Source organism: Halalkalibacter oceani, from assembly GCF_040544555.1.
Lineage (GTDB): Bacteria > Bacillota > Bacilli > Bacillales > Bacillaceae_D > Halalkalibacter > Halalkalibacter oceani.
Genome location: NZ_JBEPKD010000008.1, coordinates 1 through 26,799, shown reverse-complemented (window position 1 = coordinate 26,799; position 26,799 = coordinate 1). Strand labels below are relative to the sequence as shown.

25 protein-coding genes and 1 pseudogene are annotated in these 26,799 nt (G+C 49.3%); 14 read left to right on the top strand and 12 right to left on the bottom strand.

From position 1 onward, the window contains the following. Positions 1–192 precede the first annotated feature (192 nt). A pseudogene (locus tag ABMB67_RS10710) lies at positions 193–528 on the bottom strand (manganese catalase family protein); the annotation flags it as partial. Between the two features lie 233 nt (positions 529–761). After that, positions 762–1,655: a glutamate biosynthesis transcriptional regulator GltC gene (gene gltC, locus ABMB67_RS10705; protein ID WP_354572049.1), complete on the bottom strand. Its 894-nt coding sequence runs from the start codon at positions 1,653–1,655 to the stop codon at positions 762–764. A gap of 166 nt (positions 1,656–1,821) precedes the next feature. Between gltC and gdhA the strand changes: the two genes are divergently transcribed. Further along, positions 1,822–3,204: an NADP-specific glutamate dehydrogenase gene (gene gdhA / locus ABMB67_RS10700; protein WP_251223506.1), complete on the top strand. Its 1,383-nt coding sequence runs from the start codon at positions 1,822–1,824 to the stop codon at positions 3,202–3,204. A gap of 183 nt (positions 3,205–3,387) precedes the next feature. Continuing rightward, positions 3,388–3,549: a hypothetical protein gene (locus ABMB67_RS10695; protein ID WP_251223505.1), complete on the top strand. Its 162-nt coding sequence runs from the start codon at positions 3,388–3,390 to the stop codon at positions 3,547–3,549. Between the two features lie 204 nt (positions 3,550–3,753). On the opposite strand, the gene ABMB67_RS10690 is transcribed toward ABMB67_RS10695, so the two are convergent. Further along, positions 3,754–5,127, bottom strand: a complete 1,374-nt coding sequence (locus ABMB67_RS10690) for an FAD-dependent oxidoreductase (RefSeq protein WP_354572048.1) — start codon at positions 5,125–5,127, stop codon at positions 3,754–3,756. A 92-nt stretch (positions 5,128–5,219) separates the two neighbouring features. Then, positions 5,220–5,666, bottom strand: coding sequence for a MarR family winged helix-turn-helix transcriptional regulator (locus ABMB67_RS10685; protein ID WP_251223503.1), 447 nt, complete (start codon positions 5,664–5,666; stop codon positions 5,220–5,222). 97 nt (positions 5,667–5,763) lie between these two features. On the opposite strand from ABMB67_RS10685, the gene ABMB67_RS10680 reads away from it, so the two are divergent. From ABMB67_RS10680 to ABMB67_RS10670, 3 genes are all read left to right on the top strand, one after another. Next, a complete protein-coding gene (locus ABMB67_RS10680) occupies positions 5,764–6,264 on the top strand; it encodes a GNAT family N-acetyltransferase (RefSeq protein ID WP_354572047.1) in 501 nt (166 codons plus the stop codon). 74 nt (positions 6,265–6,338) lie between these two features. Then, positions 6,339–6,842, top strand: coding sequence for a DUF2243 domain-containing protein (locus ABMB67_RS10675; RefSeq protein ID WP_354572046.1), 504 nt, complete (start codon positions 6,339–6,341; stop codon positions 6,840–6,842). After that, the gene (locus tag ABMB67_RS10670) at positions 6,842–7,663 is read left to right on the top strand and encodes a cytochrome c oxidase assembly protein (protein WP_354572134.1); all 822 of its coding nucleotides are present in this window, start codon (positions 6,842–6,844) and stop codon (positions 7,661–7,663) included. Before ABMB67_RS10675 ends, ABMB67_RS10670 begins: the two co-directional genes overlap by 1 nt. Here the strand turns inward: ABMB67_RS10670 and ABMB67_RS10665 are convergent. From ABMB67_RS10665 to ABMB67_RS10650, 4 genes are all read right to left on the bottom strand, one after another. Beyond that, positions 7,660–8,238: a YdcF family protein gene (locus tag ABMB67_RS10665; RefSeq protein WP_354572045.1), complete on the bottom strand. Its 579-nt coding sequence runs from the start codon at positions 8,236–8,238 to the stop codon at positions 7,660–7,662. The two genes, ABMB67_RS10670 and ABMB67_RS10665, sit on opposite strands and share 4 nt — an antisense overlap. After that, complete coding sequence (locus ABMB67_RS10660) at positions 8,238–9,158, bottom strand: LysR family transcriptional regulator (protein WP_251223499.1); 921 nt, start codon at positions 9,156–9,158, stop codon at positions 8,238–8,240. Before ABMB67_RS10660 ends, ABMB67_RS10665 begins: the two co-directional genes overlap by 1 nt. Positions 9,159–9,300: 142 nt before the next feature. Continuing rightward, complete coding sequence (locus tag ABMB67_RS10655) at positions 9,301–10,728, bottom strand: YfcC family protein (RefSeq protein ID WP_354572044.1); 1,428 nt, start codon at positions 10,726–10,728, stop codon at positions 9,301–9,303. A 1-nt stretch (position 10,729) separates the two neighbouring features. After that, positions 10,730–11,920, bottom strand: coding sequence for a M20 family metallopeptidase (locus tag ABMB67_RS10650; protein ID WP_354572043.1), 1,191 nt, complete (start codon positions 11,918–11,920; stop codon positions 10,730–10,732). A gap of 271 nt (positions 11,921–12,191) precedes the next feature. Between ABMB67_RS10650 and rocF the strand changes: the two genes are divergently transcribed. The 4 genes from rocF (at position 12,192) to ABMB67_RS10630 (ending at position 15,415) form a co-directional block, all read left to right on the top strand. After that, positions 12,192–13,091 (top strand): arginase, encoded by a 900-nt coding sequence (gene rocF / locus ABMB67_RS10645; protein ID WP_251223496.1) that lies wholly within the window; start codon positions 12,192–12,194, stop codon positions 13,089–13,091. 412 nt (positions 13,092–13,503) lie between these two features. Further along, on the top strand, positions 13,504–13,926 hold the full coding sequence (locus ABMB67_RS10640) for a DUF2935 domain-containing protein (RefSeq protein ID WP_251223495.1): 423 nt from the start codon (positions 13,504–13,506) through the stop codon (positions 13,924–13,926). A gap of 268 nt (positions 13,927–14,194) precedes the next feature. After that, positions 14,195–14,863 (top strand): hypothetical protein, encoded by a 669-nt coding sequence (locus ABMB67_RS10635; protein ID WP_251223494.1) that lies wholly within the window; start codon positions 14,195–14,197, stop codon positions 14,861–14,863. A gap of 42 nt (positions 14,864–14,905) precedes the next feature. Beyond that, the gene (locus ABMB67_RS10630; RefSeq protein ID WP_354572042.1) at positions 14,906–15,415 is read left to right on the top strand and encodes a GNAT family N-acetyltransferase; all 510 of its coding nucleotides are present in this window, start codon (positions 14,906–14,908) and stop codon (positions 15,413–15,415) included. A 110-nt stretch (positions 15,416–15,525) separates the two neighbouring features. Here ABMB67_RS10630 and ABMB67_RS10625 read toward each other — a convergent pair whose 3' ends face one another. Continuing rightward, the gene (locus tag ABMB67_RS10625) at positions 15,526–16,941 is read right to left on the bottom strand and encodes a sigma-54 interaction domain-containing protein (RefSeq protein WP_354572041.1); all 1,416 of its coding nucleotides are present in this window, start codon (positions 16,939–16,941) and stop codon (positions 15,526–15,528) included. Between the two features lie 244 nt (positions 16,942–17,185). Between ABMB67_RS10625 and ABMB67_RS10620 the strand changes: the two genes are divergently transcribed. The 4 genes from ABMB67_RS10620 (at position 17,186) to ABMB67_RS10605 (ending at position 22,441) form a co-directional block, all read left to right on the top strand. Then, complete coding sequence (locus tag ABMB67_RS10620) at positions 17,186–18,376, top strand: ornithine--oxo-acid transaminase (protein WP_251223492.1); 1,191 nt, start codon at positions 17,186–17,188, stop codon at positions 18,374–18,376. A 35-nt stretch (positions 18,377–18,411) separates the two neighbouring features. Then, entirely contained in the window at positions 18,412–19,959 is a 1,548-nt protein-coding gene (gene pruA / locus ABMB67_RS10615; RefSeq protein WP_251223491.1) for an L-glutamate gamma-semialdehyde dehydrogenase, read from the top strand. A gap of 21 nt (positions 19,960–19,980) precedes the next feature. Next, the gene (locus ABMB67_RS10610; protein ID WP_354572040.1) at positions 19,981–20,898 is read left to right on the top strand and encodes a proline dehydrogenase family protein; all 918 of its coding nucleotides are present in this window, start codon (positions 19,981–19,983) and stop codon (positions 20,896–20,898) included. Between the two features lie 184 nt (positions 20,899–21,082). Further along, complete coding sequence (locus tag ABMB67_RS10605; protein ID WP_354572039.1) at positions 21,083–22,441, top strand: MATE family efflux transporter; 1,359 nt, start codon at positions 21,083–21,085, stop codon at positions 22,439–22,441. 68 nt (positions 22,442–22,509) lie between these two features. On the opposite strand, the gene ABMB67_RS10600 is transcribed toward ABMB67_RS10605, so the two are convergent. The 3 genes from ABMB67_RS10600 to ABMB67_RS10590 all read right to left on the bottom strand — a co-directional run bounded on the left by ABMB67_RS10600 (position 22,510) and on the right by ABMB67_RS10590 (position 25,606). Further along, a complete protein-coding gene (locus tag ABMB67_RS10600) occupies positions 22,510–23,442 on the bottom strand; it encodes a glycine betaine ABC transporter substrate-binding protein (RefSeq protein WP_251223488.1) in 933 nt (310 codons plus the stop codon). A 132-nt stretch (positions 23,443–23,574) separates the two neighbouring features. Continuing rightward, positions 23,575–24,420, bottom strand: coding sequence for an ABC transporter permease (locus tag ABMB67_RS10595; RefSeq protein WP_354572038.1), 846 nt, complete (start codon positions 24,418–24,420; stop codon positions 23,575–23,577). After that, positions 24,389–25,606 (bottom strand): quaternary amine ABC transporter ATP-binding protein, encoded by a 1,218-nt coding sequence (locus ABMB67_RS10590; RefSeq protein ID WP_354572037.1) that lies wholly within the window; start codon positions 25,604–25,606, stop codon positions 24,389–24,391. The genes ABMB67_RS10595 and ABMB67_RS10590 overlap by 32 nt, the downstream gene beginning before the upstream one ends. A gap of 270 nt (positions 25,607–25,876) precedes the next feature. Here ABMB67_RS10590 and ABMB67_RS10585 point away from each other — a divergent pair, with 270 nt between their 5' ends. Then, the gene (locus tag ABMB67_RS10585; protein ID WP_354572036.1) at positions 25,877–26,416 is read left to right on the top strand and encodes a GbsR/MarR family transcriptional regulator; all 540 of its coding nucleotides are present in this window, start codon (positions 25,877–25,879) and stop codon (positions 26,414–26,416) included. The last annotated feature ends 383 nt before the right edge of the window (positions 26,417–26,799 follow it).

Below are 26,799 nucleotides of genomic sequence, written 5' to 3'. Positions count from 1 at the left end.
AGAAGTATGAACAACGCGAGCAAAGGATGAGCCGGATGGTGGAGAAAGTGTTGATCGTAGAAGGAACGAATGACAGGAAACGGGTAAAGCGGGTGTTAAATGAGCCGGTAGATGTGATTTGCACGTATGGTACATTGAGCGTCACAAAGCTTGAGGATTTAATTTTGCCGATTGAAGACAAGGATGTCTACAAACGAGCAGGTGCTGCGGGTTTATTCCTCCCATAATCGCTGCAGTGGCCGGGTCCTTCGCCGCTTCTGCCTGGTCTTCCGGAGAAGCGCCGTCGAGCAATTGGCTGATAAGAGAACAGAGCATCTCAACATGCCCGATTTCTTCAGTGCCGATATCCATCAGCATATCCTTGTATTTCTCCTCGCCACGGCAATTAAAGCCTTGGAAAAGATATTGCATCATGACGGTCATTTCACCGAACTGACCGCCGAGCACCTCCTGAATTTGCCGGGCCAGCATCGGATCCGGACCTTCCACTTTCACTTCAAATTGCAGTTCTTTTTGATGTCGAAACATAAGAATAAGCCTCCTTCACTGTTGTCGGTTTTGCAGGTTAAAGAGGGTTTTGACTGCAGTCAGTTGTCCTCCTGTAAGACATGTTGCTGAGCCGGCATGTCTTCTGCTTTCTTTTGTTACCCGACTTGGTAAAGGTGAAACAAATTCTTGCAAAACAAGTCAAACGACCCATTTGATCGCTGGACTATGGTAGAACATAAATCACAGCATGATTCAACATCAGGCTGCTCTTGTTACGAGCCCGCTTTATAGAACGAATGAATGAAGTTGTAAAAGAGCGTCTCCGTTGGCAGCAGCTCGCGGTCAACGGGTGTCACGACGCCGATCGTACGCGGGATTGAGGGATCGACAATCGGGATTTTTACGGTTGAGCGCGGGACGTTGTCGAGCATCGTAACTTCCGGGATGAGCGAAATGCCAAGTCCGGCCGAGGCCAGTCCCTTTAACGCATCGACATCATCTCCTTCAAAGGCGACGGTCGGTTCAAAGCCTTCTTTCACGCAGGCGGAAACGATCATATCGCGAAAAACGAGCCCTTTTGACAGCAAAATTAATGGCTCGCCTTCAAGCTGATGCAGGCGGATCGCCGAGCGGCCGGCGAGCGGGTGAGTGATCGGCACGAGGGCCACGATGTTTTCCGTAAACAAAATTGAGCCGTTGACGCGCGTATCTTCAGTCGGTACGGGACCAACTAAACCCATATTAAAATCGCCATTCATCACTTCCTCAATGACAGTGCGATAGCTGCTCTGCTTCAGCTGGAATTTTGTATCGGGGTACTGCTTGCGGAAAGCCGAAATCACCATCGGCAGCATATAGGCAGCCAAGCTGATTGGAAAGGCGATCCGCACCGTCCCTTTTTCCGGCTCGAGCTCTTCGGCAATCTCCCGCTTGGCCTGCTCAATCAGCCTCATCGCATTGCTCATCCGCGCATAAAACATCCGTCCCGTCGGCGTTAACCGCAGACGTCTTCCTTGCCGGACAAACAGCTTTACGCCCAGTTCCTCTTCCAGATTGGCGATTTGCCGGCTGATCGCCGACTGAGCGACAAGCAGACTTTCAGCTGCCTCTGTCATATGTTCAAGCTTGGCAACTTCCATAAAATAAAGAATCTGTCTAAACTCCACCGCGACCTCTCCTTCAATTAATCTCATAATGAGATTGATTTCATCTTTTATTTATATTGTTACGATTATTGTAACAGTATAAAATGAAATTAAAATAAAAATATTCGGAAATCAAAATTAAATATAGATAAAAAAGAAAAAGTCGGAGAGAAGGGGATTCCTTAAGATGAATGTGACGAAAGAGAATGAGACTAAGCAAGTAGAGCTTGCAAAAAATTATGTTGAAAAAGTATTTTCAAAAGTGGAACGGCAAAATGGCCATGAAAGTGAGTATCTTCAGGCGGTGAAAGAAGTATTTGACTCACTGGTCCCGGTTCTTGCTGACGAACCGCGTTATATCGAGGAAAATGTGTTAGAGCGGATCGTAGAACCGGAACGGGTTATTATGTTTCGCGTCCCGTGGGTGGATGACCAAGGGCAGGTGCAGGTCAACCGCGGCTACCGCGTTCAGTTTAATAGCGCATTAGGGCCTTATAAAGGCGGGCTTCGTTTTCATCCTTCCGTTAACCTAAGTATTATTAAGTTTTTAGGGTTTGAACAGATTTTCAAAAACTCGCTTACAGGACAGGCGATCGGGGGAGGAAAAGGGGGATCCGACTTTGACCCGAAAGGAAAGTCAGACCGCGAAATTATGCGGTTCACGCAAAGCTTCATGACTGAGCTTTCCAGACATATTGGCACCGATATTGACGTGCCGGCCGGCGATATCGGCGTTGGCGCGCGGGAAATCGGCTTTATGTTCGGCCAATATAAAAAGCTTCAGGGCGGCTTTGAAGCCGGCGTGCTGACTGGGAAAGCGGTCAGTTATGGCGGCAGCTTGGCTAGACCGGAAGCGACAGGCTATGGCGCGGTTTACTTTGTGGAAGAAATGATGAAGCATCACGGACTTGATTTTGCAGGACGTACCGTAGTGGTATCGGGGTCGGGCAATGTTTCGATTTACGCGATTGAGAAAGCGACCGAACTTGGAGCGAAGGTAGTCGCCTGCAGCGACTCAAATGGTTACATTTATGATCCGGACGGTATTGATCTTCAGACCGTTAAACGTCTGAAGGAAGTCGAAGGAAAGCGGATCAAGGAATACGTCGACAGTCATCCTGGCGCTTTCTATACAGAAGGCTGTGAAGGAATCTGGACATTGCCGTGTGAAATCGCGTTGCCATGCGCGACGCAAAATGAAATTGATGAAGCGGCCGCGACGCAGCTTGTAGCGAACGGTGTAATTGCTGTCGGTGAGGGAGCGAATATGCCTTCCACTCTTGAAGCAATCAGCGTTTTCCATCAGAATCAAGTACTGTTTGCTCCGGCAAAAGCAGCCAATGCCGGTGGAGTGGCTGTCTCTGCCTTGGAAATGGCGCAGAATAGCGCCCGGATGTCCTGGACATTTGAAGAGGTTGATCAGCAGCTGAAGAAAATTATGATTGATATTTACCACAACAGTGTGGCTGCGGCGACGAAGTATGGAGAGCCGCGCAATCTTGTGTTAGGAGCCAACATCTGTGGCTTCGTGAAAGTAGCCGATGCGATGTTAGCGCAGGGTGTTGTGTAAAGAACGCGTAATCAAAGCAATGGGAAAGCCTGGAGAGAAGCGAATCTCTTCTCTCCAGGTGACTAACAAGCAAAGCGATTGGTCATGAACGACTTTTTGAACACGATTCTTTCGCGACGACATAAATGTGAACATGAGACTAAATTAAATAGACTGATTATTCTGACAAAAAAGAGGTGATAAATGATGAAACAAAACTGGGATGAATGGCAGGAGAAGGTTGTCAATGAGGAATATGTAAAGCCCGAGTTGCTCGAAGAAAAGATCAAACGCAAAAACAAAGAAGCAAAGCAAAGACAACTCGCCTATTTCCAAATGAAGGTCAAGACAATCGCGAGTAAATGAAGGATTGAAGAAACTCCCTTACATGATGGTAGGGGAGTTTTTGTGTGAGTAGAAGTAATCAGGGAACGGCGCTTGATTTCTGATGCGAAGAGTGTTACGTAGAAGGGGAGGGCGCTTAATTACCTGCCTCGCCGGACTACAGTTTCTTAAAGTGAAGAAGGAAGTCGACTTCCCACGTTACAGTTAAGAAAAGCGCGCTTGTCTCTAGCGGCAGCAATCCGCCTGACTGTCATTTACCGGGAGGGTGACCCGGCAGACGCCGGTTTCCGGCAAATCAAGCTCGACCTGTCTTGCGGCGCTGGTATCACCGCAAAGGTAGGCGGTGATCGAGCGGATTTGTTCATAGCCGGTTGCCATTAAGAAAGTCGGGGCACGTCCGTAGCTTTTCATGCCGGCGATATAAAAATGTTCCTCCGGCTGCTTTAGTTCCAGCTCCCCGTGAGGTCGAACCGTTCCGCAGCTGTGCAAGTTCGGATCAATGAGCGGAGCGAGTGCTTCGACGCTTTCCGTCACCGAATCAATGCTTAGCCGGAGTTCGCGCAGAAAGGAAAAATCAGGCCGGCTGCCGGCGTTGACGATGATTTCATCGATCGATTGAACCGTTGTCGACTGCTCGTCTATTTGAGCGTGGATTGTCACTGTCCCATTCTCCTTTTTCAGCTCTTGAATAGAGCAGGAAGTTTTGACGTCGATCAGGCCGGAGTCAACAAGCTGGTGGATGCGGGTGCCGAGCTCGCCACGGGCCTGCAAAGCATCCTTTTCTTCGCCTCCGTATGCCTGCTCAATCTGCTGCTTGCGCATCAGCCAAATGATGTCGGTCGCTGGTGCGGATTCCTTTAATTTGGCGAGGTCGAGCAGGGTATTTAAGGCAGAATGACCGCTTCCGACGACGGCAATTCGTTTGCCGCGGTAACGCTTTTCGTTTTTGCCGGAAATATCGGGAATTCCGTAAGTGAGATGAGCGGAAAGGCTGCGTTCCTCCTTCGTCCAGACTTGATCGGCATAAGCGGGATTTGGCTGTCCCCAGGTGCCGGTGGCGTCGATGACGGCCTTTGCGTGGTGACGTTCTGTCTGACCTTTATTATTTTCGGTATAGATTACAAAAGGGGTTTGATGGCGCTTCGCATTTTTCATTTTATCGCTGTTTTGTTTGCTGATTGCCGTTACCCGTGTATTCAAGAATAGATATGGCTTGATTTCAGGCAGGTCGGCGAGAGGTCGCAAATAGTGCTCCACAAGCTCTTTGCCAAGGGGGAGAGCATCTTTGTCCGGCACGCTCCAGCCGTACCTGGAAAGCAGCTTTGCTGAAATTTTATCAATATTGTAGCGCCACGGGGAGAAGAGGCGGACATGTCCCCATTGGTGGATGTTGTGTCCGACTTGGCTGCCCGCTTCAAACATGAGAAACGGGTGCCCGCGCTCAGCTAAATGAGCGGCCGCGGCTAGCCCGACTGGTCCCGCGCCGATAATTGCTACAGGGAGGGACGGGTCTGGCTGCCTGGTTTGTTCCTCGAAGAACGGTTTTCTGATCGGCTCACAGCAGCTAGTTGTTAAAGGGATTTCAAGCTTTGTTTTCATCATAAACTCCTTATTATTTATTTGTAAAATGCAAGTATATGAGAGGGGGAGGGACGCCTGGAATGGTGCGCCTTGTCGTTGTCTTCATTGTGCTATAGCAAAGGCTGGCAGCAAACCGTCGCCTTTGCCATCGCTTCGTTTAAACGTTTGATCGAACGGAGGACGACTTCTTTTTCAAATTCATTCATATCAGAAAACACTTCTTCTAAATAAGCATTCATTCGTTCGTCGATTACTGTTGCGACATATGTTCCTTCCGCGGTAAGCGAGAGGATTGATACCCGTTTGTCGTGCGCCGAGGGTGTTTTCAGAACGAGGTTGCGCTTAATAAGTGTTTGAATTTGCCGGCTGAAGGTTGTAATGTCCATTGCCAGCGTTTCGGCAATTTGCTGCATTGATGGTTCGTGCTGTTTATCAATTTCGTACAGGATATGACTTTGAGCGAGGGAGAGATCGACGTCGCCAATGGAACAGCAATTTTTGTCGAGGAATCCAAAGCGCCTTGTCATCGTTTGGAATAATTCTCTTTTGTTTTCCATCTTGCACCTCCTATAAATGGTTATACTCTATTTATTTGTATTTTGCAAGTGTTGTATACTTTAAGAATGGAACGTTTTTTTGAGAGGAGAGATACAAGTGACCATTGCGATCCGGACCATGAAGCGAGATGATTGGGAGCAGGTGAGAGCGATCTACGAGGCAGGAATTGAAACGGGAAAGGCAACCTTTGAAACGAAAGTCCCTGAGGAATATGACAACTGGCTTAAGCAAACGAATCCGGCCTGCTGTCTTGTCGCCGTGCAGGAGCAAACGATTATTGGGTGGAGCAAAGCGTCTCCTGTCTCCGAACGGCGTGTTTACGCAGGCGTCGGCGAGGTCAGTGTCTATGTCAAAGCGGAGGCGCGCGGTATCGGTATCGGTGCTCGTTTGCTGCGGGACCTGATCAATGTAACAGAAGAAAACGGCTTTTGGACATTACAGGCATCTGTTTTTCCGGAAAATGAGGCCAGTCTTCATCTACATAAAAAGAATGGTTTTCGGGAAATCGGCAGACGGGAACGAATTGCCCAGCTTAATGGGATTTGGCGGGATACAGTGCTGTTAGAGAGACGGAGCAACAAAGTCGGGCTTGGATGATGTTGTTTAGCGCAGCTATTTTTGGGTAGAGTAAGAAAGGAGTTTATCAATTGGGTTGAAAGTGAGCGAATGCTATGAGTAAAAAGGTGAATCAAAGCGAAGCAGGCGGGAATGCCTCTTCGCGCTATGGTGCGCGGAAGCTGTGGTCAGGGATTTTGTTTGGTCTTGGCCTTGTCGCGTTTTTTGATGAGGCGGTCTTTCACCAGCTGCTGCACTGGCATCACTTCTATGATAGAGCAACAACCGAAATTGGCTTAATCTCAGATGGTCTCTTTCATGCTTTCAGCTGGTTTGCGACGATCGCCGGCCTTTTTTTGTTCGCCGATTTGCGGAGAAGGAATGCCTTATCCCGCGGCACATGGTGGGGCGGCGTCCTTGTTGGCGGCGGGGGATTCCAATTATATGATGGCGTCATCCAGCATAAGTTGATGAGGATTCACCAGATCCGCTACGTCGACAATGTCATCGTTTACGATCTGATCTGGAATGTCCTGGCACTTATAATGATTGCCATCGGCCTCGTGTTGCTTCGCCGATCAAAAAGGCAGGCCACCGCAGAAAGGAAGGTTCAGTTTTGATGCCGGCTGCACATTCCCTTCATCATGGGCATGAAATGGCCGGAATTCATGTGGAGATCACCCTGCTTGCACAGCTTCTGCTTGCCTTGCCATTCGTACTTGCGCTCATTTTTTATGTCAGTGCGGTGTTCTTTACGAATCACCGTTTTAGACGCTGGCCGCTTCACCGAACCGTATTATGGATCGCCGGAGTTGGGTGCGCTTTAGTAGCGGTCATCGGTCCACTGGCGGAGAAGTCGCATCACGATTTTGCCGCGCATATGACCGGGCACCTGTTTTTAGGGATGCTCGCCCCGCTGCTGATGGTGCTGGCCGCCCCGATGACATTGGCGCTGCGATCGATGTCTGTGCCGTGGGCCCGCGCTTTATCGAGAGTGTTAAAAAGCCGTCCGGCCCGATTTGTCAGTGATCCGGTGGTGGCGACTCTGCTCAATATCGGCGGGCTGTGGCTGCTCTATACGACAAATTTGTTTAACGCGATGCATGACTCGCTATTGTTGCATCTATTTATTCATCTCCACGTCTTTATCGCCGGTTATCTGTTTACCGCGGCGATCATTTCGATCGATCCGGCCCCGCATCAGGCGAGTGTGCGATACAGGGCAGTTGTCCTGCTGCTTGCCCTGGCGGCGCATGGGATCCTGGCAAAATATTTGTATGCCTATCCCCCTGAAGGTGTACCGCCTGCCGAGGCCGAGGCAGGGGCGATGCTGATGTATTATGGTGGGGATTTGATCGACGCTGTTCTCATCTTTCTATTCTGCGCCCAGGTGTATCGCGCAACGAGACCGAGAGCAGCAGTGGTGGAATCAGCGTATTAATAGAACAGAAGATATTTATAAAAAGCCGGCCATTCGCGAAAAATGGAGTAAAGGTCGCGCCATTCAAAGAGGTCGGCATGGGCGCCGGAGACGTTTTCAATGCCGGCTTTGTGAAAAGCGAGCTTCGTCCTCGTAATGTGAAAATACTGGCTGATGACGGTGACAGACGTAAATCCTGAATCGTCCATGATAGCGTCTGTATGCTTCGCTGTTAAAAACGTATTGTTTCCAGCTGAATCTGTAAGAATTTGTTCGGCTGGGATGCCGCGGTTCATTAAATAATCTTTCATCACTTCTGCTTCGTCAAAGCCTTCTTTCCCTACTCCTCCACTGACGATAATGAAAGGAAAGTAGCCCTGCTGATAAAGGTCGGCGGCTTTGTCCAATCTCGCCTGCAGGCGATGGGCGGGTTGTCCATTATCATCGACTTTGTTTCCTAATACGACGGCAACATCGGTTTGCCGGGCATCATCCTGCAAGCCGTCAGCGATCATGATGGCGGAATGAATTATAAACCAGAGAAGCAGGACGAGCAGAAGCAATCCACTTCCTTTTATCCATCTTGTCCTTAGCATCAGTTCTCTTCTCTTTTCTCACCAGGTATGTTTTCGGCAAAGTAGTTTAACAAAAAGGATAGAAAGGTCTTCACCGCCCGCAGCGTCAGGCTGTTTGCGCGATAATAGACCCACATGCGCCGCGAAGCGACAGTTCCATCCTTAAAGTGAAGCGGCTGAAATGGGAGATGGGCGTGCTGAAGCAAAAAAAGCTTCGGTACGATAGCGTAGCCCAGTCCGGCATCGACCATCCGGACACAGGTCTCATAGCTGTCCACTTTCATGAATGCTTTCGGCTCATCGGTAAAATGCTCTCCCCACCATCGCTTGATCATATCCTCAATTGTGATCTTTGTATGATTAGGAATTTGAGAAAGATAGTCAGGCTCCTGGAAACAGATTCTCGGTTCGTCAGGGAGGGAAGCGAGCGTGATAGGCGAGCTTGAGACAATGCCGACTTCATCCTCATGCAACAGCTGCTTCTCGCCAGTCCAGGCAAAATCCCCGCGGACAATCGCCAGGTTAATATCCCCGCTCTGCAATTTCTTGAAAATTTCCGAGCTCATCCCGGAATGGATATAATATTGGATCTCTGGATGCTGGCGATGGAATTGACTTAACAGAGGAGGGAACAGCGAATTGCATACATAGCTGTTCACGCCGATACGCAGGTTTCCGGCGTTGGCCAGCTCACGCAGCTGATCCTTCGTTTCGCGCAACAGCTGGAGCTGCTTATGGGCATAGTGTATTAAGGAGCGGCCTTCAGGCGTCAAAGTCGGCGTTTTGCCTTCACGGTAAAATAAGTCAATCCCGAACTCTTCCTCAATTTGCTTGATGCGGTAGGCGAGGGCCGGCTGCGTTGTGAAGAGCCGCTTGGCTGCCTGCGTAATATTAGGCTCGTGTTCTAAATAGGTCAGCATTAAGCAATCTTTCTCGTTCATCAATCTCGTCTCCTTTTCCTCATTATAGACGAAGAGCGGAAAGGAAAGAAGAGTGGCGCCCGAAAACGTCAATGCTCGGGGGCCGCTCTTCTCATTAAAAAGCAGTGGGCGTCACTTCTCCCTTTAAAACCGGTGCGCGGGCTTACTGGTAATGAATCAAGTTGGCAATGACGACCATGATGCCGCCGAACACGATCCAGATAACGATAAGCGGCCAGGCGAAGCGGAACCATTTTTGAAAGGCGATTCCTGAGACGGCGAGTGCTCCCATTAACGTGGAGGAGGTCGGATTGATCAAATTAGTGAAGCCGTCACCGAGCTGAAACGCGAGCACCCCGGTTTGGCGCGTGACGCCGAGCAGGTCGCCGAGCGGCGTCATGATTGGCATCGTAATCGCCGCCTGACCGGAGCCTGATGTAATAAATAAATTAACGAATACTTGGAAGAGATACATTCCAAGCACCTGGAGGGAGCCTGGCATCGTATCAACGACAGTGGAAGCATAGAAAACGATTGTATCAATAATCGCGCCATCTTCCAGAACGACGATAACTGCTCTGGCCAGACCGATCATTAAAGCGCCCATCACGATACTTTTTGCTCCTTTTACAAATTCCTTCGATATTCGGCTTGGTCCGTAGCCGGAGACAAGTCCTGCCACAATCCCCATCGCTAAGAAGAGCGAGGAAATCTCAAGAATATACCATTCATGAACGGAAACACCCAAAAGCAAAACGATAATTCCAATCAGAAAGACGGAGATCGCCATCATATGTTTTCCTGTAATCGTTGAATCGATGGCGACTCCTTCGATGTCAGCTTGATTTTGTTCTGTTTCCAGCTCATAGACGAGACTGTTGCGTTGATCCTGCTTCACTTTATTTGCGTAACGAATGATGTAAAGCGACGTAATGATCAGCAGCAGGATCAGAATAATGGCGCGCAGCCACATCCCCGAAAAAAGTGGAACTTCGGCAATCGACTGGGCGACACCGACGCTGAATGGGTTGAGCAGCCCCGCGGTAAAGCCGATGTTGCTCCCTAAAATGACCATTGCCGTTCCGGTGATCGCATCGTAACCGAGCGACCGGGCGATGAGAATCCCGATCGGCACGAATACCATTGATTCCGTGCTCATTCCCATTGTAAAGCCGCCGACAGAAAACAACGCTAAAAAAGCGGGAATGACAAAGGCCGAGCGTTTCGAAAACAGCCTGGTCGTCCGGCCGGTGACTGCGTCAATCGCTCCTGTCGACATAATGATCTGGAATGTACCGCCAATAATTAAAATAAAGAAAATAATATCACTTGAATCATTAAAGCCTTCAACAATTGAAACAGGGAACAGGAGCGGATTAAATGGGGAAGCCTCGGTTTCTTCATAGCTCCCTGGTACGACGACCGTCCGCCCTGAATTGACGTCCTCGGCCCGCTCAAACTCACCTGCCGGGATCACATAAGTGAGCAGGGCGGCGAGTAAAATGATGATAACGAGCAAGACATATGTGTGGGGCATCACGAGAAGCTTTCGCAATCCGCTTCCTGCCCCGGGTTGCTTCGGTTCGGACATATTAGATTCCTCCTTTAGTGGATAAAGTCGCGGCCAGCTCTTCTTTGGCCTGCTTGGCCAATTCCGGCTGCTCAAATACGTCATAGGCTGTTAAGGCGAGCGCCGTTGCGGCTTGCAGCAAGCCCTGCATGCCTTCTTCTGACTTTGTTGCCTCCGTAAAAGCCGGCGTGTGCGTAATCGCCTCGCCAATTTTTATATAAGGATGAATCGTCGGCACGAGCTGGCTGACATTCCCGATATCCGATGAGCCGATGCCTGATTGAATATCGGAAGCATCGACTTCAACGCCGATGGCCTCTAAATTGTCCTTAAATAGATGGCTGAGCACGCGGTTGTTGATCCGTTCTGCATAGGTAAGGCCTTCCTCCATCGTGCAAGTTGCTCCGATGGCTTCGGTTGAGCTGGTAATCGCTTGATAAACGCGTTTTTTAACGAGGGCGAGCTCTTCCCGTGTTTTCGCCCGTAAGAGGAAGCTCGCTTCGCAATGATCGGGGATAATATTGGTCGCGTCTCCGCCTTTGCGAATGATTCCGTGGACGTTTGCTGATTTATGCAAGGCAGGCAACAGCTGTTTGATCGCAGCGAAGCTGTGCAGCATCGCGTCGAGCGCGCTGATTCCTTGATCGGGATTGGCGGCGGCATGAGCAGACTTCCCTTTAAACGTAATATCAACATCGACGCAGGCCAGACTGCCGCGGAAAATCATTGTCTTATCGCGGGGGTGGCACATTAACGCGGCATCGGCATCGTCAAACCAGCCGTTTTCCGCCAGCAAAATTTTCCCGCCGCCTTCTTCTTCGGCCGGGGTACCGAGCACGATCAGTTTTCCGGCGATATCGCCTAACGCCTGCTTTAGCGAAACAGCGGCGCTGACAGCGGCCGTCCCAATGATGTTATGGCCGCACGCATGACCGAGCTCAGCGAGGGCGTCATACTCTGCTAAAAGGACAATCGTCGGCCCGCTTTTTGTTCCCGTCCACTCAGCATGGAAGGAAGTCGGAAGCTCGGGCAGCAGCTGACGCTTAACTGTGAAGCCCGCCTCTTCAAGCGGTTCGGTCAGCCATTGGCTCGCCTGAAACTCTTCAAAACTGAGCTCCGGATGAGCATGAATTTTTAAGGATAAATCAATCCATTTTTGTTTCGTTGCTTCGATTGTTTCCTTAATTATTATTTTTTGCGGATGCAGGTTCATCGTTGTCCCTCCTGAATTATGATAATTTTCAGTATATTGAATGATGAAATAAATGAAAAATAAAAATCTTTATGCCTGGTATAAAACTTTTTGATGTCAGGTTATATCATGAAAAAGTTGTTCCTTTCAACGGACGATAGTATATATGATAAATAACAAATAGAGAAACGATTCAATCTGAGAATGGAAATGTTTGGACGGAGCAGAGAGAGTAATTGTTGGCACGGTAATTGCATTATAAAAGGTGAAGAGAACGAAGGGGGAAGCAACTATGAAAAAAGAACAAACGATATCGGTGATTGGGATGCCGATGGATTTGGGACAGAAGAGGCGCGGGGTCGACATGGGGCCAAGTGCGATGAGATATGCTGGATTGATTGAGGAACTGGAGAAACTCGGTTTTAACGTTCGCGACTATGGCGATATCGCGATTGACCGACCGGGTTCCGATGATACGCAGGAACTAAGAAATATAAAGGAAGTCATTGAAGCAAGTGAGAAATTGCAGCAGCAGGTAACGGCGATTCAAGAGAAAGACAGTTTTCCGCTCATTCTCGGAGGAGATCACAGCATGAGCATCGGCTCGATCGCCGGGATTAGTAAGCGCTATAAAAACCTCGGTGTCATTTGGTACGATGCTCATCCTGATATGAATACAGCTGAAACGTCGCCATCCGGCAACATTCACGGGATGCCGCTCGCCGTCAATTTAGGCGTCGGCCACCCGAAGCTGACAACGATTGGCGGCTATGCGCCAAAGCTGAAGCCGGAGAACGTCGTCATTATCGGCGCGCGCGATATTGATGAAGGAGAGCGTGAAATGATTAAAAGGCTGGGGATAAAAGTCTTTACGATGCACGAGGTCGACCGTCTCGGCATGCAGCGGGTAATGGAAGATACGATCACCTACCTGGCGGAAAAAACAGACGGCGTTCATCTCAGTCTCGACCTCGACGGGCTTGACCCGCAGGAAGCGCCGGGTGTCGGGACCCCTGTACTTGGAGGACTGACCTACCGCGAAAGCCATCTTGCTTTGGAAATGCTGGCCGAAGCAGAGCTGATCACCTCAGCCGAATTCGTCGAAGTAAACCCGATCCTCGATGTCAAAAACCACACAGCCGACGTAGCCGTCGCCCTCATCACCTCCCTACTAGGCAAAAAACTATTGTAGGGGCTGGGCCAAAGCCCAGCCCCTAAGCAATGAGCGTAACCGCCACGATCTTTTAAAGTCCGGTGTGAGTGGATTTTTCACAACGGACGTGTGGCGAGTGAAGCCATTGCCCAGCCTTGGAATCTTTTTGACTGCGTTCCGAACAGCGTGTGGAGCCGGCGCAATGTTTTAAAGGCAGAAGGAAAGTGGTTTTCTTTCCTTCTGACCGCGCGCCGGGCGGAGTCGCTACGGGTTTTAAAAGCCTCAAGAGGAGCGGGTTTCTCCTCTTGAGGCGAGTAGCGAACGAAGCCATTGCCATTTTGACTCAGTTCGATTCGGCTTTGCCGTCAGATTTTCCTCATAAACTGTTCTATTTCCACGTCCTTTGAATAGTGTTAGTATCGAGAGATTAACGAGGACGGGGGTTCGTTATATGCAATTTTATTACGGAAATCAAATGCCGCTGCGTGTTCTTGATGAGGCGGAGTTTTGGAAGCATCAGGAGGAAGAGCATACGGTTGTCATTAGGGAGCTTGTAGGAAATCTCGAACAGGAATATGTAAACGCCTTAAAGGAATGGGAGGGTGCCTTTGCGGAAACGCATCACCGTGTCATAAGATATATCGAAACGGTCAACCGTTCAAAAGGACAAGTTTCTCAGGCACTCTACCAGGATATTATGCAGCTTACGGCCTTTTGCTTAGAGCAAAGCAATGAATTTATTAATCTCTGCCGGACAATTATGGAAGAAAGTCGACCCGTCAGTGCCAATCCGACAGCGAAAGTTGTGTTAAACCATATTATTGTAGAATCCGAATATTTTATTGGCGTGGCGCAAACGATCCTTTATCAATAAGAGCGTTATCCCAGTTGTACCAGGAGCCAACCTAAATTCAGAAAGCCGCATTGTTCAGTGGAGCAATGCGGCTTTCTCATGGGAATTAAAGCAACTCAGCCTTATGGAATATGTAATTATTGCTAAAAAGTATGTTTATTTACCAGATTTTTATCCCCATACAGGAAATGGTTATAAAATAAAACATATTGAGGAGATTTGACCATGAAAGTCTTATCAAAAGCTGCAAAAGTGGCCTTGCATATTAATTTTTAAAAGGAGGAACAGAATGAACCGTCTCTATCTCTTAGTAGCATTAGGTCTTCTATTGACTGGTTGTGGTACACAGGCTGAAAGTCAACAATCAACGGAGGAATTGATGGAAGGCTCTGGAGAAAAGGTTGGAAAGCTAGATTTCATTCCCGACGACCTTCCTGATTCAGTAGAAACAGTCAGAGTGAGTCAAATGAGTTTGCAAAAGTATTATGATTCATTAACAGAGCTTTATGCTGATACTAACGTGATAGCGGAAGTGGAGATTACAGGTGTTGAAAAAGAAGTGGAGTCTGAAGATACTACTTATTACAATGCAAGAGTGCTAGACGTTTTAAAAGGAGAGCTTTCCACGAAAGAAATCCAGGTTAATCAGGTTGGAATCATGGAAGAAGATGAAGGCAGTGGAGAAGTGTATGTTCTACGTGACAATCCACTAATGGAAAGCAAGGAAAGATATATTTTGTTTCTCGATCCGCATCCTTCTCAGAAAAATGTTTATTCCATAACCGGTGAATATCATGGGAAATTTGCAGTGGTAAATGAACAAGTTCATTCGGTTGAGAATCCCTTTTCTCCTGAAGAATCTTCTGTAAGCCTTAACGCTTTTGATCCGGAAAAAAGCCGCTCCGTTAAAGGGATGGCGGTTGATGAGTTTAAACAGATCATTCAGGAATTAGAATAATACGGTTTTTCCCTTTGGAAATCAAATAGAGTGGAGAGGAAAATGGACATCATACTGGAAATATTGAAGCAGGATGACGCAAAGAAATTATATGAATTTGAGCTTGAAAACAGAGCGTATTTTGAAAAAATGGTACCGGACCGCGGGGAGGATTACTATCATTTCGACACCTTTCAAATAAGGCACAACGCATTATTGGAAGAGCAAAGAAAAGGACAGGCTATCTATTATTTAATAAAGAACAAAAACGGTTTAATTATTGGCCGGATGAACATAGTAGATATCGATTTATCTCGTCAATTGGGCTTTATCGGCTATCGGGTGGGAGAAGCGTATACAGGAAAAGGAATTGCTAGTCGAGCCGTCCAGCTGTTACTAAGCATAATTGACAGGCAATCCATTACACAAATTTCCGCGAAGACGACGACTGATAACATCGCTTCCCAAAGGGTGCTCGAGAAAAACGGATTTGAGTACATCTCGACAAGTAATCAGGAATTTAACATGAATGGGAAAAGCGTAAAGTTTATCTATTATAAGTGGACGGTGTAAGGCTTTTGAAACGTCAGGTATGGCCGCGGCAACACAAAGTCGGCGCAACTATCAAGCCTGAGACAGAAGGGAACCCGACCTTTTGCTCAGGCTCTTTATCATCTCGTTATTTATCCTTTCCTCCCCGCTACATTCAGCCGTTTCATCCGGTATTGCAGCGTTTGGCGGCTTAGCCCCAGCTCCTGCGCTGTATTCGTGATGTGTCCGTGATGGCGCTCAAGCGCCTTCTGAATATAGAGCTTTTCGGCCTCAGCCAAGTAATCTTTCAGAGGACGCGCCTGATAAGCGTGTTCCTCTTGGAGGGCGGGGAGGGGGTGATTTGGCGGAGTGAGCTGGGTCCGGTGTCGGAAGTGATACGGGAGGTGAATCCAGCTGATCCGTTCTTCGCCGATGAGTAAATTCATCGCACCTTCAATGACATGCTCCAGCTCACGGACATTCCCCGGCCAGTCGTACTGGAGAAACAGTTCGGCAACGTCCTCGTCCAATCCTTTGACCTCCATTTGAAAGATGACATTGTATTTATGAATAAAATGGTCAGCCAGCAGCAGAATGTCCTCTCGGCGCTCGCGTAATGGCGGTATAAACAAAGAAACGACGCCGAGACGGTAGTATAAATCCTTGCGCAGCCGGTTGGCCGCTATCGCTTCAACAGGGTCTTCATTGATCGTCGACAAAATCCGGACATTGACCTTTCGATCGACGGTATCGCCGATCCGGCGAATGGATTTCTCCTGAATCGCCCGCAGCAGCTTTGCCTGCAGGAGTGGGCTGAGCGAGTTAATTTCATCAAGAAGCAATGTTCCACCCTCGGCTTGTTCAAACAGGCCCGGCCGTTCGGCCGCCCCGGTAAAGGCGCCTTTTTTCGTGCCGAAAAGCAGTCCTTCTATTAACGTCTCGGGCATTGCCGCACAATTTTGTGAAATAAAAGGAGCCTGCTGGCGGTCGCTGCCATTGTGAATGCTCTGGGCGAACAGCTCCTTGCCGGTGCCCGTCTCGCCGACGATTAAGACGGACGAAAGCGTGCGCGTCGCCCGTTTGGCATTCTCGATGACCTCCGTCATGACCGGGCTTTTGCCGATCAGGCTGTCAAACGTAAAGCGGGTTCCGCGACTTTTTTCGGCTTGCTGCTGGCGGATTAATTGCTCGAGCTTCGTCACGTCTTTGGCGATTTCAACGGCGCCCATCACAGCACCGTTGCGGTAGACGGGAAATGTATGGTTGATCGTATTAATTTCTTTCCCCTTGTTTGTGAAATACGTTTGCTTGACGTTGCGAATTTCCTTTTTTGAATGAAGGGCATCAAGTAATGTGCTTCGCTGGCCTTCCTCGAACAGAAAGACATCGAGAAAATCCTTTTCCAACACCTCCTCCTTGGAAAGCGACTCAATCTCCATCATTTTTTCATTATAAATAATCGTTTTGCCGGCTTCGTTAATGACGTGGATGCCGACATCAATCTCATTGATCAGCTGCTCATATATCATAATTTGCTTCAAGTAATCATCTATTTTTAAAGAATCCATTTTTAAAGCCCTCCTGCTGCTTTCCTCCAGTCTAAAAAGAAAATGTGAAAATAGCAAATATCCTTTTCGCTGCAAATAGGAAGTAAGAAGAAAATAGACAAAAAATTTTTCGATAAGGCAAAAAAATTATTGTTTGCGACAAAAAAATTGGCACTTATCACTGAATGAGGTGAGAGATGCTGAAGAAACGTTTGGCATAAGACTTGCAAATAAATGATGTGGGATTGAAAAAGGAGGAGATTGGGTGAGAACACCAGAGATTATTCAGCGAACAGAACAGCTTGGGGCGCGGAACTACCATCCGCTGCCGATTGTCATTTCAGAAGCGAAGGGGGTTTGGGTGAAAGATCCGGAAGGAAACCGCTACCTAGATATGTTGAGTGCCTATTCGGCTGTCAATCAGGGCCACTGCCATCCGGCGATTATTGGCGCCTTGAAGCGCCAGGCGGAGAAGGTGACGTTGACGTCACGCGCCTTTCACCATGACCAGCTTGCCCCTTTCTATGAAAAGGTTTCGCGGCTGACAAAGAAAAATATGCTGCTGCCGATGAATACCGGAGCGGAGGCCGTCGAGACAGCGATTAAAGCGGCGCGACGCTGGGCGTATGACAAGAAAGGAGTGCCGGATAACTGCGCGGAAATCATCGTCTGTGAAGACAATTTCCACGGCCGGACGATGGCGGCGGTCTCGCTTTCCTCTCATGAGGACTACCAGCGCGGCTTTGGACCGCTGCTGCCGGGGATTAAAGTGATCCCTTACGGCGATTTGGACGCATTAAAGCAGGCGATTACCGCTCATACCGCCGCATTTCTACTTGAACCGATTCAGGGGGAAGCGGGGATCCGGATGCCACCGGCCGGTTTTCTAAAGGAGGCAGCTGCCTTGTGCCGGCAGGAAAATGTGCTGTTTATCGCTGATGAAATTCAATCAGGGCTTGGCCGCAGCGGGAAAATGTTCGCCTCTGACTGGGAGAACGTCGTCCCCGATATGTATATTCTCGGCAAGGCGCTCGGCGGCGGGGTCTTTCCGATATCAGTTGTTGCTGCTGACCGCGCGATTTTAGAGGTGTTTGAGCCGGGCTCACACGGCTCGACCTTCGGCGGCAATCCGCTGGCCTGCGCTGTTGCTGTTGCCGCGCTTGATGTGATGGAGACAGAGCAGCTCGTCCAGCGCTCTCTTGAACAGGGGGACTATTTGCAGCAGCAATTAAAAGAGCTGAAGCAGCCTTTCATTAAGGAGGTTCGCGGACGGGGGCTGTTCATCGGCGTCGAGCTTGATCGGGCAGCCCGCCCGTATTGTGAGCGTTTGATGGAAGAGGGCATTCTCTGCAAGGAAACGCATGACAATGTGATTCGTTTCGCGCCGCCGCTAATTATTACGAGGGAAGAGCTTGATTGGGCGATGACCCGGATTAAAAAGGTGCTTTCTGCATAACCGGATGCGTATGACAATGAAAAGGAGAGATGATCATGCTACAAGCATACAGCCATGAACCATTTACGGATTTTGCGATTGAGGAAAACCGCAGCGCCTTTGCCGCTGCCTTACAAAAGGTCGAAGCGCAGCTTGGTGCCGACTACCCGCTTGTGATTGGAGGGAAACGGCTAATGACAGCGGAGACGATCACATCGTGCAATCCGGCGAATAAGTCCGAGGTGATCGGGGTCGTCGCCAAAGCAGGCAAGGAGCAAGCAGAACAGGCGATGGAGGCAGCAGATGCCGCCTTTCAAAGCTGGAGAAAGGTCAGCCCGGAAGAGCGGGCCAATCTATTGATCCGGGCGGCGGCGATCGTAAGACGACGGAAGCATGAATTTTCCGCCTGGCTTGTAAAAGAGGCCGGAAAGCCGTGGAAGGAAGCCGATGCCGATACTGCGGAGGCGATTGATTTCATGGAATATTACGGGCGACAAATGATTGCCTTAAAGGACGGGAAGCCGGTAAATAGCCGGGCCGGGGAGCATAACCGTTATCTCTATACACCAACGGGGGTCTGCCTGACGATTTCTCCGTGGAATTTCGCTTTTGCGATCATGGCCGGGACAACGGTAGCGCCGCTCGTAACAGGAAACACCGTCCTGTTGAAGCCGGCGAGCGCGACTCCGGTCGTCGCCTATAAGTTTGTCGAAGTGCTGGAAGAGGCCGGCCTGCCTCCGGGCGTCGTGAACTTCGTGCCCGGCAGCGGCAGTGAAATCGGCGACTATCTTGTTGACCACCCGAAAACGACTCTGATTACGTTTACCGGCTCACGTGATGTAGGGGTCCGGCTTTATGAACGCGCCGCCGCTGTTCAGCCGGGGCAGCAGCATTTAAAGCGGGTGATTGTCGAGATGGGCGGCAAGGATACAGTCGTTGTCGATAAGGAAGCTGATTTAGAGCTGGCGGCGCAGGCGATCGTCACCTCGGCCTTCGGCTTCTCCGGTCAGAAATGCTCGGCCGGGTCGCGCGCTGTTGTCGATCAGGCGGTTTATGATGAAGTTCTTGAGCGTGTCGTCGCATTGACGAAGGCGCTGTCCGTCGGAGAGCCAACTACGGCCGACGTCTATATGGGACCGGTGATCGATCAGGCGGCATATACGAAAATTATGGAATATATTGAAATTGGCAAGCAGGAAGCCCGTCTTGTCGCCGGAGGAAGCGGTGATAATGCGGACGGCTTTTTTATCGAGCCGACGGTGTTCGCTGATGCCGACCCAAAAGCGCGCATTATGCAGGAGGAAATCTTTGGCCCTGTGCTTGCCTTCAGCAAAGCGCGTGACTTCGAGGAGGCGCTGGACATTGCCAACAACACAGAATACGGCTTAACAGGCGCGGTGATCACGACAAATCGCGAGCGGATTGAGCAGGCGAAGCGTGACTTTCACGTCGGCAATCTTTACTTTAACCGTAATTGCACCGGGGCAATTGTCGGCTATCATCCGTTCGGCGGCTTTAAGATGTCGGGAACGGATTCAAAAGCGGGCGGCCCTGACTATCTCATTCTTCACATGCAGGCGAAAACCATTTCCGAAATGTATTAAACAGGCGGGGAGGGGATGCGGATGGTCGTCGACAAACTATCAAGGCACTTCTTTATCGCGTTATCAAAAAACAAGCTCCTGACGAAGGGTGCGCGGAGATGGGGTCTGCGGCTCGGTGCCTCGCAAGTCGTGGCCGGCACTACGATTGAAAGTGTCGTTCAAACGGTGCGAACACTGAATGAACAGGGACTCGTCTGTACGGTCGATCACTTGGGCGAATTCGTATCGACAAAGGAGGAGGCGCGCGCTGCGGCGGAGGTGTGCATTCAAACGCTCGAGGCGCTGGATGACGCCGGCGTCGATAGTCAGCTTTCCGTGAAATTGACCCAGCTCGGCTTAGACATTGACCAGGAGCTCTGCCTGCATCATATGAAGCGGATCGTCCGTGCCGCCGAGGCAAAGCGGAATTTTGTCCAAATTGATATGGAGGATTATTCGCGCCGGGAAGCGACGTTGGAAATTCTTGCCCGGCTGCGGGAATCGCATGAAAATGTCGGAACGGCGATTCAGGCTTATTTACATTGCGCCGCTGATGATCTGCGGAAGCTCGAAGGCGTGCCGCTCCGTCTCGTCAAAGGAGCCTACAAAGAGCCGAAGTCGGTTGCGTATCAGCAGAAAAGCGAGATCGATGACAACTTTTTCCGGATCATTAAGCAGCATCTCGATAGTGGCAGCTACACGGCGATTGCGAGTCATGATCATCGGATGATTAAAAAGGTAAAGGACTATTGCCGCGAGCAGCGCATTCCAAGATCGCAATACGAATTTCAAATGCTGTACGGCTTCCGTCCCGGCCTGCAAAGGGAAATTGCCGCTCAGGGCTACCGGATGCGCGTCTATGTTCCATATGGGGAAGACTGGTATGGCTACTTTATGCGACGGTTAGCTGAGCGGCCGCAAAATGTCGCCTTTGCCTTAAGAGGGCTTTTTAAAAAATAAAATGTTGTTGGGCGGTATTCAGCAATGGCGGCCGCGGCCCGGGACAAATGGTCGGAAGTGACCTTTTGTTCCGGGCTTTTTGGATCGTGGCACAGACACCGCTTTTCACGGGGTTGCGTTTCCAGTTATTGTTGTGAATACTAGAGAAGAATAGAAAGATAGAGCATATAAGGTGGGAGAGAATATGTACCATGCGGAGACATGGAGAGAAAAAATCGGCCTGTTTTTGACAATCTTATGGCCAATTGTTGTTACACAAGTAAGCTTTTTCGCGATGAAGCTAATCGACACGATGATGGCTGGGCGTGTCGGAGCAGTTGATTTGGCCGGGGTGGCGATTGGTGCCAGTCTGTGGATGCCGATTTTTACCGGGATGAATGGAATTTTGCTTGCGGTAACGCCGATTGTCGCCCAATTGATTGGCAGCAACGAGCGCCACCGGATTGTCGATTCTGTCCGTCAAGCTCTTTATGTCGCGCTTATGCTGGCGATTGCCGTCGCCGGCGTGGGTGCGCTAGTTCTTGAGCCGGTGCTTGCGTTTATGAAGCTTGAACCGAATGTCGCCTACATTTCCTATCATTATTTAGCCGGATTGGCGCTCGGGATTATTCCGCTGTTTTGCACGAATGTGCTGCGTTATTTTTTCGATGCGCAAGGCTATACGCGCATTACAATGGTTATTACCGTGCTGGCCCTGCCCTGTAATGCAGTGCTGAATTACGGTTTGATTTTTGGTCATTTCGGCCTGCCGGCACTTGGTGGAATCGGCGCGGGATACGCCACAGCGATTACCTATTGGATCATGTTTGTGATTAGTGTCACGATGACATTCCGGATCAGGGTGCTGAGACAGTACCGCTTGTTTCAGCAATGGGTGAAGCCCTCGCTGCGTGCCTGGAAAGAACAGCTGCGGATTGGGGTGCCGATGGGGCTGTCGATCTTTTTTGAAGCGAGCATCTTTTCAGTCGTGACCTTGATGATGGGGCGGATGTTCGCGACGGTGACGGTGGCGGCACATCAAATCGCTTTTAACTTTACGTCGTTGATTTTCATGATTCCGCTAAGCATTTCAATGGCGCTGACGATTGTCGTCGGCTTCTCGGTAGGCGCTGGTAATTTGCAGGCTGCCAAACAGTATGGCAAGCTCGGGGTATTGAGCGGCATTGGCATCCTGGGCATCAGCGCGTTGTTTCTTTACTTTTTGCGTGAGCCGATTGCCTATCTTTATACAACTGAGCGGGAAGTTGTTCTCATGGCGAGTCAGTTTTTTATTTTTGCGATTTTTTATCAAATTTCTGATGCGGCTCAATCTGGTCTTCAAGGGGTGCTGCGCGGCTATAAGGATGTGAAGCTACCCTTTGTGACGGCCTTCATTTCCTACTGGCTTATCGGCATTCCGTCCGGCTATCTATTAGCCTCCGCGACAGCGCTCGGGCCATTTGGCTTCTGGATCGGGATCACATTAGGCTTAACGTGCGCCGCGCTTGGCTTTTTCCTGCGGCTGAGAGTCGTACAGCGACGGGTAAGGGAGCAATTAGAATAGCAAAAGAGAAGAGCCTGAAACAAAAGGTGAATAAATACCTTTGTTTCAGGCTCTTCTGTGTTAGCAAATTATTCTTTTAAATCTTCGATCGAATCAATGTCCATGTAGGCAGGGACAACGAGTCCGATTTTCGCGCCTTCTAGGTTGGTTCCAAGATCGATGACATCGTCCTGGTAATCTTCAAAGTAAGCGCCGTGTGTCGCCGGCAGCCAGGCAGCAACCATCGCGTCCGCTTCGCCATTGGCGATGGCAGCCCACATATAACCGCCTTCCATCGGGCTGATTTCTACGTTATAGCCGATTCCCTCCAATACTTTTGCGATCATGTTCGTAGAGGCAATTTCAGAATCCCAGGCTACGAGAGCAAGGACAATGGTTTCACCGTCAACAGAATCAACTCCGTCGGTCCATTCTGCTACTTTATCCGGATTGTTTTCGACCCACTCGGCGGCTGCTTCTTCCGGATCCTGTCCTTCGTTAATCGCGACCATGATTTCACCCATGTCGTCTTCTGTCCAATGGAAGTTGTCGAGCACTTGATAAGCTTCCGGCATATCTTCCTCTAAACCAAGCCGTGCCATTGTATGAATGTTTTCGGCATCACCGAACACACCCTTTGGATCGTCTAAATATTTTAAGTCATACTTAGAAAATTTCCAATGCGGATTCCAGCCTGTGACAACGATCGCTTCTTCGTTGCTGATCGCTTCATTCAGAGCGCTTGTCATCGCGGCATCCGAGCTTGCCTGCAATTCGTACTCATCAAGCTCGTATTCTTCTATTGCATTTTGAGCTGCAGCCATAACGCCTGCGCCGGCATCAATTCCGGTAATTGTGTAGTTCAAAGCTTCCCCGACTGCTGCGGTTTCTTCAGCGGAGTCTTGCCCGTTTTCGTCCGCTCCGTCTGACGTCGTATCCTCATTTGAGGAGCCGCAGCCCGCCAATGTCAATGAAAAGGCGACCCCGATTGCCAGGCTGATATGTTTCCAGTTTTTCTTCATAAATGAACCTCTCCTTTTTTATTTAAATGTAGTCTATCTCCCGCTATTTGCTTCAACGGGCGGTAAGGCGTCCGTCTGAAAAAGACGTTAGAAGCCTTACCGCCCGTCGAATGGCGGCAGGCGTTCCGCTCGTTACGCGCTTTTGCGCTTGTCGCGGTTAAAGCTTTGGGTGATCCGGTCTAAAATAATCGCGAGTATGACGATCGCCAGTCCGGCTTCAAAGCCGTTTCCGACATTATTTTGTCCGACCGCATAATAAACCTGCTGACCGAGCCCCTTCGCCCCGATCATTGCGGCAATGACGACCATTGAAAGGGCGAGCATAATGCTTTGGTTGACTCCGGCCATGATCGTTCCTTTTGCCATTGGCAGCTCAACTTTGAACAAACGCTGGGAGCCGGTTGAACCGAATGCATCAGCGGCTTCTACCAATTCAGTCGAAACCTGGCGTATCCCGAGGTTTGTTAACCGCACAGTTGGCGGCATCGCAAAAATAACGGAAGCGACAACACCAGGTACCATTCCAATCCCAAAGAAGGCGACAGCAGGGATTAAATAGACGAAGGCCGGCATCGTTTGCATCAAATCGAGAATCGGCTTAAGCAGACTGGCGACAATTTCACTTTTCGCCATCCAAATGCCGAGCGGGATTCCGACAATGACAGAAATCAGAGAGCTTGTTAAGACGAGGGAAAGAGTTTGAATCATATCGTCCCAATAACCGAGGTTATAAATAAGAAATAGTCCGATAATCGAAAAAATCGTTAACCCTGCCTTGCGATTGCTCGTGAAAAATGTGATTACCCCGATAATCAGGATCAACAGCCACGCGGGCGGCAGCTCCAGCACGAGCACGAGGAAATCAACAATGCTTTCAATCGTCGTCCGGATCGACTGGAAGAAAACCGAGGCATTTTTCAGCCATTCAACAAACGCGTCAATCCAATCAGCTAGTGGAAGTTGTGGAATAGAACTCATCAAAATCAACCTCACTTCCTGCAAGAGCACCAAGCACGGCGCCTCTAATAATAATTCCTTTCAGCTTTCCTTCGTCCACTACGGCAAGGGGGACAGAGCTTACCGCTAACTGATCAAGCAATTCACTTAACGGAGTATCGAGCTGAACGCGCGGAATATCTTCGACAATGATGCTGTCGACGCTGTTTTTCTGCTGTTTAATCAGCTCCGACACTTGACTGGCATGAATGATCCCAAGCAGTTCTTTGTTGCGCTTCGTAACGAAGATGCTTGATAAGCCGCGATCCTTCATCCGTTGCAGGGCGACACGCGGCCCTTCTTTTTCCGGATAAAGCACTTCGGGTTTAATCATCACATGTTCAGCAGTGAGCACTTTGGCCCGGTCAACGTCTTCTATAAATTTCTCGACGTAATGATTTTTCGGGTTTGTTAAGATGTCCTCCGGTGTCCCGATCTGGACGATCGCCCCGTCTCTCATAATCATGATCCGATCGCCGATGCGCAACGCTTCATCAAGATCATGGGTAATAAAGATGATCGTTTTTTGCATTTTGACTTGAAGGTCGAGCAGTTCGTCCTGCATATCCTTGCGGATGAGGGGGTCCAGTGCGGAAAAGGCTTCATCCATTAACAGCACGTCGGGATCATTGGCCAGAGCGCGGGCGAGACCGACGCGTTGCTGCATGCCGCCGGATAGCTCGTTCGGATATTTCTCTTCGTAGCCCTCGAGTCCGACTAGTTTTAATGCCTCAAGCGCTTTCTCTTGGCGCTGCTGCTTCGGGATCCCCTGGACTTCAAGCCCGTATTCAACATTGGACACGACTGAGCGGAAAGGAAATAAGCCGAATTTTTGAAAGACCATGCCGATTTTTTGCCGGCGGACATTTCGTAATGTTTTATCGTCCATCTTGGCGAGGTCGACCCCATCAAACCAGACGCTTCCCGCCGAAGGCTCAATCAGCCGGTTTAATAAACGGACGAGTGTCGACTTTCCGCTGCCTGACAGTCCCATAATGACAAAAATTTCACCGCTTTGAACGTCAAAGTTCGCCTGGTTGACTCCGACAGTCATCCCGGTTTCTTTTAGAATCTCATCCTTGCTTTTTTTCTGAGCGAGAAGTTCTAAAGCGCGCTTTGGTTTTTTGCCAAAAATTTTTGTCAAATTCTCTACTTTAATTTTTGACACTACATACACCTCTTTGTAATATTCCTGTAACAATATGACTGACTATCTAACTATACGGCTTAATTTATTTTCGGGCAATCCGTATATTCTGTTTATTTCGTTTATATACTATGTACAGTTTAAACTGTACATAGTATATACGGTTGATCCTTATATTTCCTTTGATATGCGCCAGCATCATCGCTAAAAGGCTACTTCCATTCGGGTCTCACATTTGTTAGACTTTTAACTAACTCTATGTAGAAAACAAAGAAAGGAACCAGACAGCAGATGTTAGAGAACAAAGAGGATGAGTGGCAGAGGCTGGAAGAAGCTAGAGAACGGTTCATTCATGAACTTTCGAAAAACATCTATTTATACGGAATTTCTGAATCGGTTGGTCGCTTATACGGAACTGTTCTTTTTGCCGAGTCGCCAATGACCCTTGATCAAATGAGCCAGGAGCTCAAAATGAGCAAAACGAGTATGAGCACAGGAATAAGAGCGCTATTAGAAGCGAACATGGTTGAACGAGTCTGGCAAAAAGGGGTTCGAAAGGATTTATATGAAACTGAAAATGATTGGTACAAATCGTTTTCCACGGTTTTTGTGAAGCGCTGGCGAACATCAGTTGATAACAATTTAAAGGCAGTCTATAAATTAAGAAGCACATTGGCGGAATTAAGTGGTACCGAGGACGAAACATTGCAAAAAACGATCGAAACCGATACCGCAAAGCTCGATCACGCCCAACGGTATTATGAATGGCTCCAAGAAGTCATCGCCTTATTCGAAAGCGAAGAAATCTTCAAAATCATACCGAAAAAATAGAAGGGGGTATGCCCAAAGGCTGGTCTTTGCCTTTGGGCATACCCCCGAAGCGGCAGGTGGAGTCTGCACAATGATTTCAAAACGAAGCAGGGAAGTGAACTTCTTCCCTGCTTCGTTAGTGCAGAACGGAACGGCCGCCCTAGAGTGCGAAGCCGCCACGATCTTTTAAAATCCCGTTGTGAGCGGGTTTCTCACAACGGGATTGTGGCGAGCGAGGCCAAGGCCAAAGGCTGGTCTTTGCCTTTGGGCATACCCCCGAAGCGGCAGGTGGAGTCTGCACAATGGTTTAAAACGAAGCAGGGAAGTGAACTTCTTCCCTGCTTCGTTAGTGCAGAACGGAACGGCCGCCCTAGAGTGCGAAGCCGCCACGATCTTTTAAAATC